12 protein-coding genes are annotated in these 17,970 nt (G+C 50.2%); 10 read left to right on the top strand and 2 right to left on the bottom strand.

Annotated elements, in window-relative coordinates; translation table 11 throughout:
- Positions 1–3 precede the first annotated feature (3 nt).
- The 10 genes from H9I35_RS02350 to H9I35_RS02395 all read left to right on the top strand — a co-directional run bounded on the left by H9I35_RS02350 (position 4) and on the right by H9I35_RS02395 (position 14,666).
- Positions 4–1,617: a CTP synthase gene (locus tag H9I35_RS02350; RefSeq protein ID WP_187420047.1), complete on the top strand. Its 1,614-nt coding sequence runs from the start codon at positions 4–6 to the stop codon at positions 1,615–1,617.
- 425 nt (positions 1,618–2,042) lie between these two features.
- Positions 2,043–3,662, top strand: a complete 1,620-nt coding sequence (locus H9I35_RS02355; protein ID WP_187420048.1) for a formylglycine-generating enzyme family protein — start codon at positions 2,043–2,045, stop codon at positions 3,660–3,662.
- Entirely contained in the window at positions 3,659–5,101 is a 1,443-nt protein-coding gene (locus tag H9I35_RS02360; RefSeq protein ID WP_187420049.1) for a hypothetical protein, read from the top strand. The genes H9I35_RS02355 and H9I35_RS02360 overlap by 4 nt, the downstream gene beginning before the upstream one ends.
- Complete coding sequence (locus H9I35_RS02365; protein WP_016520223.1) at positions 5,101–6,693, top strand: ABC transporter substrate-binding protein; 1,593 nt, start codon at positions 5,101–5,103, stop codon at positions 6,691–6,693. Before H9I35_RS02360 ends, H9I35_RS02365 begins: the two co-directional genes overlap by 1 nt.
- A gap of 8 nt (positions 6,694–6,701) precedes the next feature.
- Positions 6,702–7,586, top strand: a complete 885-nt coding sequence (locus tag H9I35_RS02370; RefSeq protein WP_016520224.1) for an ABC transporter permease subunit — start codon at positions 6,702–6,704, stop codon at positions 7,584–7,586.
- Positions 7,570–8,376 carry a hypothetical protein gene (locus H9I35_RS02375; RefSeq protein WP_016520225.1) on the top strand — a complete coding sequence of 269 codons (807 nt, stop codon included), beginning with the start codon at positions 7,570–7,572 and terminating at the stop codon, positions 8,374–8,376. Before H9I35_RS02370 ends, H9I35_RS02375 begins: the two co-directional genes overlap by 17 nt.
- Positions 8,373–9,827 (top strand): ATP-binding cassette domain-containing protein, encoded by a 1,455-nt coding sequence (locus H9I35_RS02380; protein ID WP_187420050.1) that lies wholly within the window; start codon positions 8,373–8,375, stop codon positions 9,825–9,827. The genes H9I35_RS02375 and H9I35_RS02380 overlap by 4 nt, the downstream gene beginning before the upstream one ends.
- 413 nt (positions 9,828–10,240) lie before the next feature.
- Positions 10,241–12,097 (top strand): glutamine-hydrolyzing GMP synthase, encoded by a 1,857-nt coding sequence (gene guaA, locus H9I35_RS02385; RefSeq protein WP_187420051.1) that lies wholly within the window; start codon positions 10,241–10,243, stop codon positions 12,095–12,097.
- Positions 12,098–12,477: 380 nt separating this feature from the next.
- Complete coding sequence (locus tag H9I35_RS02390) at positions 12,478–13,005, top strand: GNAT family N-acetyltransferase (RefSeq protein WP_187420052.1); 528 nt, start codon at positions 12,478–12,480, stop codon at positions 13,003–13,005.
- Between the two features lie 170 nt (positions 13,006–13,175).
- Entirely contained in the window at positions 13,176–14,666 is a 1,491-nt protein-coding gene (locus H9I35_RS02395) for a nicotinate phosphoribosyltransferase (RefSeq protein ID WP_187420053.1), read from the top strand.
- A gap of 69 nt (positions 14,667–14,735) precedes the next feature.
- Here the strand turns inward: H9I35_RS02395 and H9I35_RS02400 are convergent, their stop codons facing one another.
- Positions 14,736–16,004 (bottom strand): YeeE/YedE family protein, encoded by a 1,269-nt coding sequence (locus H9I35_RS02400; RefSeq protein ID WP_187420054.1) that lies wholly within the window; start codon positions 16,002–16,004, stop codon positions 14,736–14,738.
- A gap of 230 nt (positions 16,005–16,234) precedes the next feature.
- Positions 16,235–17,932 carry an FAD-dependent oxidoreductase gene (locus H9I35_RS02405; RefSeq protein WP_187420055.1) on the bottom strand — a complete coding sequence of 566 codons (1,698 nt, stop codon included), beginning with the start codon at positions 17,930–17,932 and terminating at the stop codon, positions 16,235–16,237.
- Positions 17,933–17,970 lie beyond the last annotated feature (38 nt).

Genomic DNA, 17,970 nt, shown 5'->3' on the forward strand with positions numbered 1-17,970 from the left:
AAAATGGCTAAGTATATATTCATCACCGGCGGAGTCGTTTCGGGACTCGGCAAAGGCATCGCTGCGGCATCTATCGGACTCATCTTAAAAAGCCGAGGATACAAAGTCGTCAATCAGAAATTCGACCCGTATTTGAACATCGATCCGGGAACGATGAATCCCTACCAGCACGGTGAAGTTTTCGTCACCGACGACGGAGCGGAAACCGACCTCGACTTGGGGCACTACGAACGCTTTACCGACGCCTCTCTTTCCAAATCGTCGAATACGACGGCAGGCCGCGTCTACCTCGCCGTCTTGAATAAAGAAAGAGAAGGCGGATTTCACGGCGGTACGGTACAGGTCATTCCGAACATTACCGAAGAGATCCTCCGCCGTATGATGCTTTCGACGGAAGAAACGAAAGCCGACGTCATCATTACCGAAATCGGCGGCACCGTCGGCGACATAGAATCGCTGCCCTTTATGGAAGCGATTCGCCAAATGAAATACAAAGTCGGCGAAGAAAACTGCTGCTACATCCACTTGACGCTCGTACCCTATATAAAAAAACCGCAGGAACTCAAAACGAAGCCGACACAGCATTCGGTAAAAGAACTGCAGGAACTCGGTATCCAGCCGAACATCATCATGCTCCGAACCGAAGAACCGATCGATACGGCAACCCGCGAACGGCTCGCATCTTTTTGCAACGTCGACACGAGCCACGTTATTCAAAACCTCACCGCGAGATCCATCTACGAAGTGCCGCTGCAAATGGAAAACGAAGGACTCGGCAAAGCGGTGTGCGAAGCGCTTTCTCTTAAAAACACGGCGCCCGATTTTGCCGATTGGCAAAAGATGGTCGACAAATTCAATAACCCGAAACACAAAGTGACCATAGCGCTCGTCGGAAAATACGTCGAACTGCACGACGCCTACCTCTCGGTCGCGGAATCGCTCGTGCACGGAGGCATCCATAACGAAGCGGACGTAACGATCCATTGGATAGGATCCGAAACGCTCCCCGACGATAAAGCCGCTCTCGCGCGTTTAAAAGCCGCAGACGGCATCATCATACCCGGCGGCTTCGGCGGCCGCGGTATCGAAGGCATGGTCTACGCCGCAAAGTATGCGAGAACTCACAAAGTGCCCTACTTCGGTGTATGTCTCGGCATGCAGATCCAAGTCATCGAATACGCGAGGAACGTACTCGGCTTAAAAGATGCGAACTCTTCGGAGATGGATAAATCGACGAGCGATCCCGTCATCGATTTGATGCCCGACCAAAACGGAAAAATACTCGGAGGTACGCTGCGGCTCGGAAAATACGAATGCAAAATAAGGCCCGGTACGCTTGCCGAAAAAGCATACGGCGCCGAACGGATTTGGGAACGTCACCGTCACCGCTACGAATTCAATAACGCCTACCGCGACAGATTGATACAAGCGGGCCTCATCATTTCGGGCGTAAACCCCGAACGTGATTTGGTTGAAATATGCGAAGCGCCCGATCACCCGTGGATGCTCGGCGTACAGTTCCACCCGGAATTCAAAAGCCGCCCGAACAGAGCGGGTCCGCTCTTCCGCGAATTTATTAAAGCGGCGTGCGATTACGCCGAAAAAACAAAAAAATAACGGCGGAAACGGACACGGGGAAAGCGCTTCGGACAAAATCGTTTTGCCGCCGTAAAAAAAAGGCGGTAAAACGATTCACGCATTATTAATTAATAATATTTTATCAAAAAATTATCATAACAATAAAAAAGAACAAAAAACAATTTTAAAATCAATACGATAAACGGCGTATAACCTTCACGGTTGAACGTTGTTATAAAAGCGTACGGCAATTTTGCAGCGCATATTGCGAAATACGGTTTTTCGCAAATATTGACTTACTTACAGCCGTGTGCTATTCTTTATTGGTTTCGTATGTAAAGCGCATCGCTTTTCATACGATGAATACCGATAACGGATAAAACGGAATTTGACATTTTTGTTAAATTTATTTTTATTGTTAAATTTATTATGATTGACGGATAATAAATTTTAGGAGATCAAGTATGAGTACATCAATGAAACGGAATCGCCTCGCGATTCTTTTGGTTTCCGTTTTTTTTGTTTTAACAAACTGGTCGGCTTTTGCAAAAAAAGCGGAACCCGCTTTGGTACAACAAGAAGAAGGTTATTACTACGGCTACGGTAAGGGAGCTACCGCAGCTGAAGCCGAGCGCGCCGGAAAGCGCGATCTCGTCGAAAGTGCGCTGACCGCCGCTGTCCGCTCCGTAAACCCGAAAGCGTCAAGAATACAAGTGAGCGACGCATCGGTGAAAGCCCGCATCAACGACATCAAGCCCTATGTTCAATCGAAAAAGAATGAGCCTCCGGCAGTCACGTATCGGATGAAAATCGTCGATTGGGACAAAAAAGAAAAAGTATACGCAGACGCGCTCCGCGCCGATTTAAGCGCCCGCCTTGCTGCAGGCAAAAACAAAAATAATCCCGCGGACAAAGTTTCGGCAGCCCTCGCAGTCCTCGCGAGACTGATCGAAGAAGGAGAAACGGAACTGCTTTCCGCCGTACCCGACGGTACGGAACTGCTTTCACGCAGAGCCGAAGCGCTGTGCACCGATGTTGAAAAAAGTCTCGTCTTTACGTTTTCGGCGCAAGACGGCATCGTCAATGCAAAGACGAAATTTTCGGTAAAAGTTGCCGACGATTCGGGCAATGCTGCAGGCGGACTTCCGATCGAATTTATATGGGAAGCTGCCGATCTCCCCTCGATTACGACAGAAGAAGTCGCCGACGTACGCGCACTTGTAAAAACCGATGCGCTCGGCAACGCATCCGTCGATTTCCCCTCCGATGAAAACTTCCGCAACAGAGCGGTAACGCTCACGGTAAAGACGGCATTGGCAAAGTCCGTTCCGTCATCCGCCGTTTTGAAAAAACTCGACGCACAAACATCCGCCGATGCGCACTATGTCCGCTTCGACGATCTCGATGCCGCATTCCCCTCGGTCGTAGTTCCCGAAGGCGAGTTCAATGCAGGAGCGGTTCCTCAGGATACCCGCGCACAGAAAAAAGAAGTTGCACACACGGCTTCGACTCTTTCCTACGCTATCGGCTTGACGCCCGTGACGAACGCGCAGTATGCGGCTTTCCTTCACACGACGAGAGCTGAAAGCGCTCCCGATTATTTCGACAATCCCGATTACAATCAGGGAAAGCAGCCGGTCGTCGCCGTAAGCTATGCTGACGCCGAAGCATACGCCGCGTGGCTTTCCGAACAGACGGGTTCGACTTATCGTCTTCCGACTGAAGAAGAATGGGAAAAAGCCGCCCGTGCAGGTGCCGACATAATCTATCCGTGGGGAGATGAAAATCCGACCGACGGAAAACGCGCAAATTATAAAGGCAACGGAAAATTTTCAAAGACTTCCCCCGTCGGTTCGTTTGAAAACGGCAACAACGCATGGGGTCTTGTCGATATGTCCGGCAACGTCGCCGAATGGACATCGTCGAATCACGGTATCGAAGGCGAAACGAATCTTCGTACCGTCAAAGGCGGATCATGGATGGACGGTCCGACGGAATTACGCATTTCCAATTTCCGCAATATCAACAGCAAAAACGGATATGCCGACGTCGGCTTCCGTTTAGTTAAGGAGGTTTCAGAATGAAAAAATACGCTGTTATCGTTTCGGCAATTTTAGCCGTTATGCTTATTTCCTGCGCCACGACGAGCAAAGAAAGCCCCGATCAAAGGGCGATCGCCGCAGGCGTAAAAGCGTGGAACGACCGCGAGCCCGAAGCGGCCGCCCCGTATTGGAATGAAATTAAAGACGAAAAAGTAAAAAAGCAGTATGAAAATTACATCACCGCATACAAAGCCGGTGCCGATGCCCTTGAAAGCACCGATTCGACGAAAAACGAATCGAAACTGCTTGCAGCCTGCAATACGGCAATCGCCAAATTCGGCTCGCTCGATCCCGCTTTGAAGGTTCCGTCGGAAGTTGCGGAAAAAGGCGCTTCTCTTTCGGCCGGACGCATAGACGGTTTGGTTGCGGCGGGAAAAACGACTCAAGCGAAAAAGCTCTATGAGTCGGCAGTAAAGCTCTACGGAAACACCGACGAGCTCACGCTTGCAAATAAAGAAACCGATGTCGTAAGCACGCTCTTGGCGAAAAAGGCTTCCCTCAGCAGCCAAATCGAAACGGCGCGTGCAACTCCGAATTTCGAAGAAAAGATTGCAGCATACGATTCCGTACTCGCCTCTTATGCGAGCGCCGAAAAGGAAATCGATGCGGCGGCAAACAATGCAGGCGTTGCAAAAACCGCAGGCGTTTCGTCGAATATCCGCTCGTTCAAAAAGACGCGCCAGGATTTTGCGATCGAACGCGCTTCGGCTATCCGCGCTCGCGCATACGAATATAAAACGCACATCGACGAAGAATTCGCGCGCACTCCCGAAAACGCAGGTGAAAACGGCAAGATGCCGCTCGAAGCGATTCTCGCACACTATCAGTCGGTTCAGACGAATATCGACGCGACGTATCAGGATCTGCTCGGCTTTGCGGCAAAATATCCGAACGATATCGGACAGGATATCATCGACGATATAAACGCACAGAAAAAAGATCTCGAATCGAAGATCGCGCAGGTCAACGCCGAAATCCGCACCGCACAGGAAATCGCGAGCCGCGGCAAAGTCGTCTTCCCGCTCATGATCGGTCTTTTCAACCCCGACCCGCGTTCGACTGCGGAAAGCAAAAAAAGCCGTCCTGCAAAATTCAGCGCGAAAAATGCAAAAGGCAACGAATACTGGTGGGGTATGGTTTCCATTCCGAAAGGACAGATGAACGACCTCGTCGTCACGCTGAAGGATAACCGCACCGTCCGCGTTTTCGCCGAAAACACAAAGAGCGGAAGACTTATCGAAAAAAACAATATGAAAGATCTCGTCAACCGCAGTTATAAAGTCGGAAATTCGTGGCCTGTCCTCAATGCGGGCAGCACGCTGACGACCAACAAATATTTCTTTGAAATACAAAAGGGCAAAACGCCCGACTATGAAGGCGAAGTCGTCGTCTACAGTTCATTCATTGTGAGGATGCGTTAATGAAGTTTAACAAAAAAGGCCTTATTGCCATTATTATCGTCGCACTTATCGTGCTCATATCGGCAGGTGCATTTATCGTCTGGAAAGCACAGCCTAAGGGAGTCGTCGTCGCGGTTTCCACGCTTCCCGATTCATTGAATCCCGTGCTCGAACAAAATACGTCGGGCTTAAATGCGGATGAGCTTTTGTTCGACGGGCTTGTCAATTTCGAAGTCGATAAAGAAAGCGGCTCTCTCTATTCCAATCTCGCCCTTGCGGAAAGCATCGTGCAGAATCCCGCAGATAAAAAAACCTATACGGTAACGCTGCGTGATGTGTCATGGCACGACGGAAATCCCGTCACTGCCGACGACGTCGTCTATTCGTTTGCCGCATACACCGACGAAGCGAACGATTCGCCCAAACGCGGTTATCTCATGTCGTTTATCAAAAGCGTTTCCGCCGAAAACGACAAAACGGTAAAAATCGAATTCATCAATCCCATACCCGAATTCCGCGCCTACCCCGTCTTGACGTTCAAGATCGTTCCGTCGAAATACAACGGACAGAAAATGCGCGTCAATATGCGTGCCGGCGAAAACGAACGCAAGTTCGCAACCGAACCTATCGGAACGGGTCCCTTTAAACTCGCAACGTGGGAAATCGGAAAATGGGTTACTTTCGATGCCAACGGCACCTATTTCGGAAATACGCCGCAGATGAGCAATCTCGTCATGACGCGCGTCATCGACCCGATCATCCGTATGAACGAAATGCGTAAAGGCCGCATCAACGTCATTCTTGAAACGAAACCGACCGACCGCGCGGACGTTGCAAAAATTCCGAACGTCGATATCAACTCGTACATCCCGTACGCGTTCTATGAAGTGGCGATCAACACAAAGCTTTTCCCGAACGCCGACGGACGCCAGGCTATGGCTATGGCACTCGATCGTGAAATGCTCATTCCTTCGATCACCGATCAAAAATCGGGCGTTATCTTGAACTACGGACCCTTCCCGTCGAACCTTTTCGCGGCGAACATTCCCGAATATGTCGACAAACCCATGCCGACCTTCCTCTCCTATGATCTGGCAAAGGCGAAGAGTCTTGCCTCGTCGGGCGGTATTTCGGGTCAAAACGCCATTCTCCTCTACCCCGACTCTATGGGCGAATTCGGCGATAAAATGGCAAGCGGCATCGTCAAACAGCTCGCCGAAATCGGCTTAAACGTCGAAGCGAAGCGTACCGGCGACAGGGTTTTCGACCGCATGGTAAACACCGAAAAATCCTTCGAACTCGCGCTCGTATATTGCGACGGTTTCGATAACCTCTATTCAAGCTTGGGCGACTGGTACCGCTCGAACGGTTCGAAAAACGTTACCGGTATCGCGGACAGCAAACTGAACAGCCTGTTCGACGCATGGGAAAAAGAGATCGTTACCGCAAATTGGATCGACCTCACCCTTCAAATCGACAAGCGCGTATGCGAACTTTCGCCGGCACTGTACTTGTGTTCGCTTGAAAAAGACGTATACTCGCGCGGTTTGGAAAATGTCGCGATCGCTACTGACAATCCTTTCCTTTCAGCCGAAAACTGGAAGGTCAGATAGGAAGCGGTATGCGTTTTTTACGCTTTTTAATCCGAGAATTCATTGTCCACGGCATCATATTTGCCGTGGCAGGGACACTCGTGCTTTCGGCATTTTATCTGCTTTCAATCGGTGCGCCGGCTGAAAGCTATGCCGAAGCGGCACGATCGTTTTTGCTGCTTATTTCGGGTTCGGAAGATTTTTCGATCGCGCATCCGGGTTTCAGCTCAGGTCAAATCATCGCATCGGGGGCAGCCGTCACCTTACCGCTGACGCTGCTCGCGCTCTTTATTTTGACCGTTATAGCCCTTGCCGCCTCAGCCTACGCCGTAACGGGACAGTACATGGCCGAGCACCACGAATATGCCGGAGCGGAACGCTTCAGCGGATTTTTGGGCTTGGTCACGTCGGTCCTTGCAGCGGTGCCGCTGTTCGTCGGCTTTTGGGTTTTGGCCAATGCCTTCGGAAGCGACGCCCCGTTTATTATCATCGCGTTTATCACCGTAGTACTCGGCGGACTTTCATGGGATGCGACTAACTTTCTCAAAGCCGATATGCTCAGGCAAGTCAACTCGACGCACGCTGTCGTGTTTTCGACGCTCGGCCGTAATTTGGGACGTTTGTTTCCGCTGCCTGAAACCTATTCGGGATATCTGTTTTCTTCGAGTCTGCCGCGCTTTATCCCCTATCTTGCGGGAAAAGTACCGGCAATCATCGGAGGAGTTACGATTGCGGAAATCGTATTTTCATTCCCGGGTCTCGGCAGTACGCTGCTCGACGCGCTCCTTGCGACGAATACCGATTTGCTTGTCGCATCGGTGTTTATCCTCCTGTGCGTCAACGCGGTCGTAGCGTTTTTGGTGAAAACCATTCTATTCCTGATTTATCCGAGGTGGTATGAAAAAGCTATTTAAAGTTCTCAAAATACTGTGCATCGTCGTTTTGATATCGCCTCTCGCTCTTTCATGGCTTCCGTCATCTTATTTTGCAGGCCTTGCGCCCCAAAGGATCGTAGACTCCGGTTATTTTGCTTCGCTCGTTTCATCGTTTAAGGAGCTTTCGATTACGCTTGCGGCGACCTTACTTTTCGCGATGCTGTTGAGTTTTATACTCGGCTACATAAGCGTCTTGTGGATGAAAGTCGGCAGAGGCTTTGCAAATATTCTCAACGCAGTAGAATCGATTCCGGCTATCCTCGTAGCGCTGTTTTGCTACGCGCCGGTATCGGGTTACCTCGCACGCCATACGAGCGCGGCTTCGACGATCATGTCGCTTGTCGTATTCGTGCTCGCGGCGACGGTGACGACGCTGCCGGAAGCGGTTCGGAGTATCGCGATCCCGCTCATCGATCTGTACAACCGAAAATACAGCTTGTCGTTCCGCTCATACGGTTTTCCGAAAATGCGTATTCTCGCTATTTTGATGACGACCGATTTGATGCGCAGCACATTCCGCCGTGTCGCGGCGGGTATTTTGCTGAAAACGCTCGTCCTCGACTGTTCGTTCGGTTTTATCATTCAGCTCGGTTTCGGCAGTTACGGTACCCCCGCTCACTTGAGCCCGGGCGCTCTGATCGCCGCTCACCGCGACGCTTTGTTTGAAGGAGGCGATCCTATCCTCTTTTGGATTCCGTCCGCCGTGCTTATCGCGATCAGCGTCGCCTTTTTAATCGTGCTGAACGAAAAAGAGGGAGGAAACGCATGACACCAATTTCTCTTAACAATTTTTCGATCCGGCTCGGTGAGCGCGTGCTCCTTAAAAACTGCAATTTTTCGATCGAACCGCACGCTTCGGCCGTCATCATGGGACCGACGGGCACCGGCAAATCCGTGTTTTTGAAATCGGTCGCGGGTATTCTCTCTACGAAGATTTTTACCTTCGAAGGGGGCATGAAAGTAAACGGTATCCCCGCGTATTTCAATCATAAACTCGGCTTCAGCGAATGGTCGCAGATTGCGCAGTCGGGACTCATGTTCATACCGGCGGAAACCGCACAGGTTATGAACCCCGCTTTAACGCTCGATCAAAACCTCGCATTGCTCGCTCCGGGACAGAGAGCGGTTATCGTAGAGCGCCTGACAAAATATTTTTCACTCGATTTTGAAGCCTTTGCCCGCCTCTACCCCGATGAAATTTCGGGCGGCGAAATGCAGCGCATTACGCTCATGATCCTCCTGTCGAGAAAAGGCAATCTCATCCTCTTGGACGAGCCGACCGTAAACCTCGACCGGAACCTCCGAAAGCATTTCGTAACGTTTTTGAACAACGAAATACTCGGTCCGAAAGATAAAACCTTCCTCATGGTCAGTCATGACCTCGACTTTATCAAGCGCTTGACGCTCGACAAAGCGTTTATACTCAAAGACGGTCTTATCGAACAGATGAAAGAGCTTCCCGAAATGGAAGGCTACGAAAAGCCCGAAGCGAAAAAAGGCGCGTCGGGAACCGCGATCGAATTGAAAAACGTTTCGCAAACGTATTTTAAGCGCGGTATCTTCGGAGAACGCACTTTCACCGCATTCAAGGGATTGAACCTCAAATTCGAACGCTCGACAGTGTACGGACTTACCGGACCTTCCGGCTGCGGAAAGTCCACGACGATCAAAGCGATCCTCCGTCTGCTCGACAGCACGAAGGGACAAATCCTTTTGGAAGATTCCGATTTGGTCGCTTTAAAGCCGAACGAAACGGGAAGAGATCCGAAAGCGTTCAAGCCGTTCCGCCGCCGCATGACGGTCGTACAGCAGGACTCGCGCTTTTCGTTTTTCCCCGACTTGAGCATCCGTGAGTCGTTTAAGCAGATTTCCGCGTCAAGCGAAGGCGGAACGATCGAAGAGCTCGAAAAAAATCTCGAAAAGGTCGGTCTTACGAGTGCACACCTCGACGAGCGGCCGCAGCAGTTGTCGTCCGGAGAGATGAAGCGTATGGATATTGCGCGCGCGCTTACCGCAAAGCCCGATATCCTCCTTCTCGATGAACCCTTCGCGCACATCGACTTCGACACACGATTGAAAGTCATGCAGTCGATTTCCGAATACCTCGCCGTCCACGCGACGATTTTGGTTATCGTCACGCACGAAGATTTCGACCTCCGCTACTTTGTAGAAAAGAGTTTCGATTTCCCCGAACTGGTCGGTCAGTTTACCGGAAATTAAGCGATTCGTATGCGTCCCGCGTAAAAGCGCAGGCGCGCATACCGTCACTTGAAAACGTCCCGCGGGAAGCGGGGCGTTTTTTTTCGGAGATATCGAAAAGCAGACAAGTTTTGAAGCGGCTCATTTTTTATTGCCGGACGGTGATACAAAAAAAATATATACATCGTCTTACAAAAAAAAAATAATGTGATACAATAAACGGACGGCTCGCGCATTTTGAAAAATCGATATTTTCCGCGACGCCGTATTTTAAACAATAGGACACCTCTAAAAACTGCAGTTTTTAGAGGTAACTTTGTGCGATGTTGTAACTCGCGATACTACCAGCAAGTTACAACTCGTCAGCATCTCGAAAAAATCGCTAAAGGTGAGTTTTTCGAGATGCCCAATATTTTTTACAGACAGGATGCACTATGCCGCTCTCAAAAATCATCGTTCTTGATTTCGGAAGTCAATACGCACACTTGATCGCAAAGCGTTTCCGCGCTCTCGGCTATTATTCGGAAATCGCCCTCCCCTCCGCTTCTCTTTCGGAAATCGAAGGTGCAAAGGGGATCGTTTTAAGCGGGGGACCCGCTTCGGTGTACGACGCACATATCCCCGCCTTCAATAAATCGATTTTGGATTCCGACATTCCGATTTTAGGACTCTGCTACGGTCACCAGCTTATGGCGCAGCATTACGGCGGAAAAGTGGAAAAAGGAGAAGCGGGAGAATTCGGAATCGCACACCTTGCGATCGACAAAAATGCGGCCTCTCCTCTTTTTTCCGGCATCGCTTCTCCTATGCAAGTGTGGATGAGCCATCAAGATGAAGTGACGAAGATCGCCGAGGGATTTGAAAAAACGGGCAGCACCGAAAACTGCAAATACGCAGCTTTGCAAAACCTTGCAAAAAAACGTTTCAGTTTGCAGTTTCACTGTGAAGTCGCCGACACGCCGTGCGGAAACGCGATATTCGAAAACTTTGCGCAGGTTTGCGGTATGGAAAAAAATTGGGATGAAAAAGCGGTTTTGGAAATGATCATCGCAGACATACAGCGCGAAGCGAAAGATAAAAACGTGCTCCTTTTTTTAAGCGGAGGCGTCGACAGCAGCGTCACCTTTGCGCTTTTAAATAAAGCGCTCGGACAGGATCGCGTGCTGGGACTGCATATCGATAACGGCTTTATGCGTAAAGGCGAAAGCAAGACCGTCGCCGAACACTACCGTGCGGCGGGCTTTACCAATTTTATCGTTGAAGATGCGAGCGGGCGTTTTTTGAAAGCCGTGAGCGGACTTGTCGATCCGCAAAAAAAACGCGTCGCGGTCGGAGAAACCTTTATCGCGGTTCGAGACGCCATCGTCGCCGAGCGGCACTTGGACGGGGAATCATGGATGCTCGCGCAAGGCACGCTCTACCCAGACATCATCGAATCGGGCGGCACGAAAAATTCGAAGGTCATCAAAACGCATCACAACCGCGTAGAAGGAATTCAATCACTTATAGAAAAGGGTTTGATAATCGAACCGCTGAAAAATCTTTACAAAGACGAAGTGCGGAACATCGGAAAAAAGCTCGGCCTCGCCGCTTCCCTCATCCGCCGCCACCCCTTCCCCGGCCCCGGTCTTTCGATCAACGTGTTGTGTTCGGACGGTACGATGAGCGAAAAAGATAAAAGTGATTTTAAAAACGCGGAAAAAGAAATAGAGACGATGTGCATTCAGCTTTCACAAATTGTAACGGAGCGATATGCTCTTCCGGTGCGTTCGGTCGGCGTACAGGGAGATTTCCGTACCTATCGATTTCCGGCAGTGCTTTCATTCGAAACGCTTGCAGACGGTTTTTACCGCACACCCGAAGATTGGGATGCGCTCGAAGCGGCATCGTCCTACATCACGAATAAGGCTTCTTTTATAAACCGCACGCTCATCAGCCTCTACCGAAAGCCGGGCGCAAAGCTTTCGCTGCAAAAAGGCTATTGCGATAAAGGACGGCTCGACAGGCTTCGCGAAGCGGACGACATCGCACTCGATGCGCTTCACGAATCGGGATGGTACGATAAAGTCTTCCAGCATTTGACGATCGACTTGCCCTATGCGTCCTCACCCGACCGAGCGAGCTTCGTGCTCCGTCCCGTATGCAGCGAAGACGTGATGACCGCGCGCTTTGCGCACTTACCGCAGGATGTACTTGAGCGCATCGTACAAAAAATCACCGCCCTCCCCTTTGTCGACGCGGTCTACTACGACGCGACGAATAAGCCGCCTGCGACCTTCGGCTGGGAATGATCGGTACGCGCGAAATTATTTTTGCAGGAATTATTTCCTACTTGACTTTTCGGCGCGCCTATAGTATATTTGTAATAATCCTTGCAGGTTTTTTCCTGCTTCGATACGCGATGCCGTACGGATTTTATCTTTTTACTGTAGATTCCGTATTGTAAGGTTTTCCGAAAGGCAGTCGCGTCATTGGCAACCCGGCGCAAAGCAAAGCCGGAAGAGGGATTCACTATGCGGAACCGGACCGCAAATCCGGAATTGCGGGAAAGAGCAAGTAGGCGTTTTGCCGAACATCTTTCCCTCTTGTTTTTTAAAGCGCAAAGCCGCGTGGAAGCGATACGGCGTATATACGGCTGTACACGCGGCATAAAATCGCTTACAATAATCCTATGATTTTCCGTGCAGCCCTTCCGTCGGATATCCGCTCGATTATGGATATCGAAGCGGCATCCTTCGACGCCGCTACGCGTGAAAGCGAAGAAGTGTTTTTATCGCGCATCGAAATCTGTAAAAATTGTTTTATCGTTTTCGAAGATGCACCGTCTCATACACTTTGCGGCTATTTCAGTGCGGAAAAATGGGAGTGCATTCCCGACAACGATAAGGCATTTTCGCTCGAACACGATCCCGCCTCGTCGCACCGCCCTACAGGCAGCGTACTTTATTTGAGTTCGTTTGCGCTCCTTCCCGCCTATCGAGCAAAAGGCATCGGAAAAAAACTTTTTTCTCAATCGGTCGACAGGTTTTCATCCGGCAATCCCGAAGTAAAAACCGCTCTCCTTCTCGTAAACGAAGCGTGGCGCGGCGCGCTGCATATCTACCGAAAAAACGGGTTTTCGGAACTCCGCCGTATCGCGAATTTTTTTTCCGAAGACGGGGTACAGACCGACGGCATCGTCATGACGAAAGCGTTGTAAAACGGCATCACATACACACTCGATTTGGATTTTGACTAAATACGGTAAATCAATTACAATACGGCTTGTCAGGGAATGCAGCGTAAGACGGATGCCGGCAAAGCGCGCAAAAAACCTCTCTGAAAAATCGCGGATACGCGATTATCGATTTTTATCAATGAGGTATTTGTATGAAAGAATCCGAAGCGAATTTTTCTCCGGCGGAAAGATGCGGCATTACGAGCGCGCTCTTTACCGATTTTTACGAACTCACGATGGCTCAGGGTTATTGGAAAGAAAATATGAATCGTCCTGTCGTCTTCGATATGTTTTTCAGGCGGCAGCCCTGGTCGGGAGGTTTTTCCGTCCTCGCGGGAAACGAAACGCTCCTCGATCTTCTCACGTCTTTCCGATTTGAAGAGACCGACATCGCCTACCTCGCCGAGCAAAAGATATTTGAAAAAGGTTTTCTCGATTATTTAAAGGACTTTTCGTTCGGAGGCGATGTCTACATGATGGACGAAGGTTCGGTGATTTTCCCTCAGGAACCGCTCATCCGAATTCACGCGAATCTCATCGAAGCGCAGATCGTCGAAGGATTGATTTTAAATTACGTAAACTTTCAAAGTCTCATCGCGACGAAAACTTGCCGCGTATGGCTTGCATCGAACAAGGGAAGCCTCATGGAATTCGGTTTGCGCCGAGCGCAGGGCCCGGACGGAGCGATGAGCGCATCGCGCGCGGCTTTTATCGGCGGAGCTGCGGGAACGTCGAACACGCTTGCGGGAAAACGATACGGCATCCCCGTCATGGGAACGATGGCGCATTCGTGGATCATGTCCTTTTCATCCGAACTCGAAGCTTTCCGCGCGTATGCGAAAATCTATCCGGAACATTCGGTCTTTTTAATCGATACTTACGATACGCTGAAATCGGGAATCAAAAACGCGATCATCGCAGGGAAAGAACTCGCCGAAAGAGGCTGCAATTTCGGCGTACGTCTCGATTCGGGCGACATCTCCTATCTTTCGACGGAAGTGCGGAAAGCGCTCGATGCGGCGGGTTTGCCGAATGCGAAGATTTCCGTTTCAAATGAACTCACCGAAGATATCATTTCGGCGCTTGTCGCCGAGCGCGTTCCGATCGACAGCTGGGGCGTCGGTACGCACATGGTAACCGGCGGAAAAGAATCGTCGTTTACGGGCGTGTATAAGCTTGCCGCCCGGCACGATGAAAAAACGGACGCGCTCATCCCCTCGATGAAGTTTTCCGACAATCCGGCAAAGACGACAAACCCCGGCATAAAAAACGTATTCCGTCTCTACGACGAATGCGGTATGGCAAAAGCCGATATCCTCGCGCTCGACGGAGAAAAAATCGAAGAAGGAAAAGAATACCGCTACTATCACCCGATGATCGACTACCGCCAATTCGCTTTTACGGCATCCCGCGTCGAGCCGCTTTTAAAAAAACGCGTCGAAGGTGGAAAGCGCACGAAAGCGCGCATTCCCGACAGCGAACAGCTTACGATAAGCCGGAAAACGATGCGTGAGCAGCTTGAAACGTTCGACGAATCGTATAAGCGCTTATTGAATCCTCACATCTATAAAGTGTCTATAACGGAAAGACTCAAAGATTTGAAACTGCGCTTTATAAAAGACAATATCGCGCACGGCGAATAAGGAAAAAAGCACCCCCTGTGCCGAGCTTTGCATTTGCAAAACCCGGTACGGGGGATCAAAAATCAATTATTATTTTTTGACGCAAGCACGGTACACGTTTTTAAGGATCGCATTTCCGAGCATACCGCCCGCAACGAGGGCGATTAAAAATATCCATCCGGAAAGCGAAAAGTTTGCGATCGGCGTATAGAGCGCTCCGACGTTGCAGCCGTTCGAAAGGCGCGTGCCGAATCCCATGGCAAAACCGCCCAAAGCATAGACGAGTGCGTCGAGAGGCGTAATTTTAAGTCCGCTCGTAAATACCTTCGTAAACATTCCCGCCATAAGCAGATAGATAAGCGTGCCGACAACGATACCGATATTTTGCATATTCATCGGATTTTCGACAAAGGGCATCGTAAAAGGGCCTGCGGGTTTATTCGTAAACGACGTAATCGCATCGGTTGAGACGCCGAAAACTCTAAGGAGTCTTCCGAACCAAAAACCGAAAGGCGTCGATGCGCCCCAGCCTTCTTTCGTCACGCCCATGAGCAGCGTAAACAAAACGGACAAAATCACCGCGCCTTCGACGAGCGTCCACGGTTTTACAAAGATGCGGTCGTAGGTGGCGCCGCTCAAAAGCTTATAACGAGCGCTGTCGAGGTCGGACAGTTTTTCCTGTACGGTTTCCGTGTCGACGCCGGTATACGTATTCGCTTGCTTGCGCTTTTTTTCATAAAGATACGAAAGCGCGATAACGATGCCGGCAAAGACCATCGTTACGGCTACCGCACCGATGTATTCGATACGCTTGTTGCCGCCGAACCAGTCGGGAATAAAAACGCCGCTCGGAAAAGTCGCCGTCGAAACGAGCGATTTTTTTACCCAGTCCGCTTTTGCTTGGATCGGAAAACCGACGAATACGCCGATACCGAAAAAGAGGAGCGTAATGAGCGCGCGCGGTAAACCGGTTACCAAATCGGTAAGCGTACCGGTCGCACAGCACGACGAACAGCTCATACCGAAGCCGAACAAAACGCCTCCAATGACAAGTCCGGCATTGATCGGGTTTACCCAGAGATCGTATTTTGTCGGATCTCCGAAAATCAAAAACGATGCGGAGAGGATCGACGAAAGGACGAACATGAGCATGAGCGCTCGCATGAGTTTCGTCGAGCCGGTACGATAGGCGCGGTTAATGCTGCCGGCAAATCCGAAAAAGGAACGCGAAAGCACATAACCGAGAGCAAGTCCCATAACCCAGCGGAAAAAAACCATATCCGTTTTTAATAAAGCGGATCCCGACGCGATGCACAAAATAAGCAGCGCGACTCCGACAATCTTTTCAATTGTTTTCATATTATCTCCCATAAAAACTTTTGCAGGAAGTTGCAACTTCCGAAAAAGTTTTTAGCCGTGCGCAAATGCGCACACGTTTAATAATCGAGTTTGCAAATACAGTGTATTGTACTCATACGATTTTTATCGGAACGATATATATACACGTCTTCTGCAAACATCCGGCAAACTCGAGATAAAAAGCAACGACGATATTTCAGACGGCGCTTTTTATCATCTTCCTTTAATAATTATTTAAAATTATATGCCGTAACGATAGGCTTCCGATTTTGCACTTTATCGGTAAAGTATTCGTATTCGCTCACGCCGAGAAAAGAGCCCATGATATTGTACACATTTTTCCAGCCGCTGCCCTGCAGCGCGCAGAGCGCGTTGTAGCTTCTCTGACTCGAACGGCAATGCAAGTACACGGGTCTGTCTTTCGGTATTTCGTTCATGCGCTCGCGCAGAACGCTCAGCGGAATGTTGACCGCGTTGACGATGTGCCCCGCTGCATACTCTTTCGGCTCGCGCACGTCGACGATGCACGCGTTCCGTTCAACAAGTTCGCGCACTTTCGTAACCGGCACTTGCTTAAAGACACCGTTCAATATATTGAGGCCGACGAGGGCTGCGTGATTGACGATATCTTTTGCGGTACCGAACATCGGCGAATAACACAATTCGAGCTCTTTCAAATCTTCGAGCGTTCCGTGCAGCATAATGCAGGTCGCGATGACGTCGATCCGCTTATCGACGGCACCCTTACCTATCGCCTGTGCACCGATGATCGCTCCTGACGGTTTTTCGAAAATCAATTTGAAAAAGAGCGGATTCGCATTCGGCATAAGGCCGACTTTATCGCCGGGGATGACATACACGTAATCGTAATCGATTCCCGCATCTTTACACGCCCGTTCGTTTAAGCCGGTACACGCCGCATTGAAATCGAAGCAGCGGATAACCGACGAACCGATGACACCGGTGTTGCGGTGCGGAATGCGGTACATATCGTCGGCAGCCGCTCTCGCTTCTCTCTGAGCGGGACCTGCGAGCGTAAGGCGCGTTTTTTTATTTGTGATAAAGTGCGTCACTTCGATCGCATCGCCTACGGCGTAGATGTCGGGAACGTTCGTGCGGTAATTGTGATCGACAAGGATACCGCCCGTCGTGCCGATTTCGACGCCTGCCGATTTTGCAAGTTCGGTTTCAGGCCGCACGCCGAGCGCCATGATGACCGCCCCTGCGGCGATCTTCTTTCCGCTTTCGGTCGTAATGTCTTTTTCACCGATCTCTTTGATGCCGTCGCCGAGGACGAGAGCGACGCCTTTGTCGTACATTTCTTTGTGCAAAATCTGCGCCATATCGTAATCGAAGGGCGCAAGTACTTGGTCGAGTTTTTCGACGAGCGTGACGTTTTTTCCGGCAAGCTTAAAGTTTTCGGCGACTTCAATGCCGATAAAACCGCCGCCGACTACGACGATATCGCTTACCGAATGCTCCGTAACGTAATCATCGATCTTTTTGATATCGACGACGTTGCGTACCGAAAACACGTGTTCCCGATCGATGCCCGGAATCGCTCTCGGCATGACCGGAGAAGCGCCCGGAGAGAGGACGAGCGTGTCGTAGCTTTCGTCGAACTCTTTTCCGCTCGTCAAATCTTTTACGGTAACGGTTTTTTGCTCGGCGTTTACTTTGAGTACTTCGTGCGACGTTTTCGCAACGATATTGTACTGTTTTTTAAACTGTTCGGGCGACATAAGCACGAGATCGTCGCTTTCTTTTACGATCCGGCTCAAAAAAAAGGGCAGCGAACAGTTCGAAAACGAAACGTTCGGCCCCTTTTCAAACATAATGACTTCAGCACTTTCATCGAGCCTTCGGGCACGGGCGGCAACGGAAGCACCGCCTGCGACTCCGCCGACGATTACGATCTTTTTTGCCATTTTTTTCAATTCCTCCTGTTTTTTATAGTGAAATATCG

The sequence above is a fragment of the Treponema sp. Marseille-Q4132 genome (genome assembly GCF_014334835.1).
Lineage (GTDB): Bacteria > Spirochaetota > Spirochaetia > Treponematales > Treponemataceae > Treponema_D > Treponema_D paredis.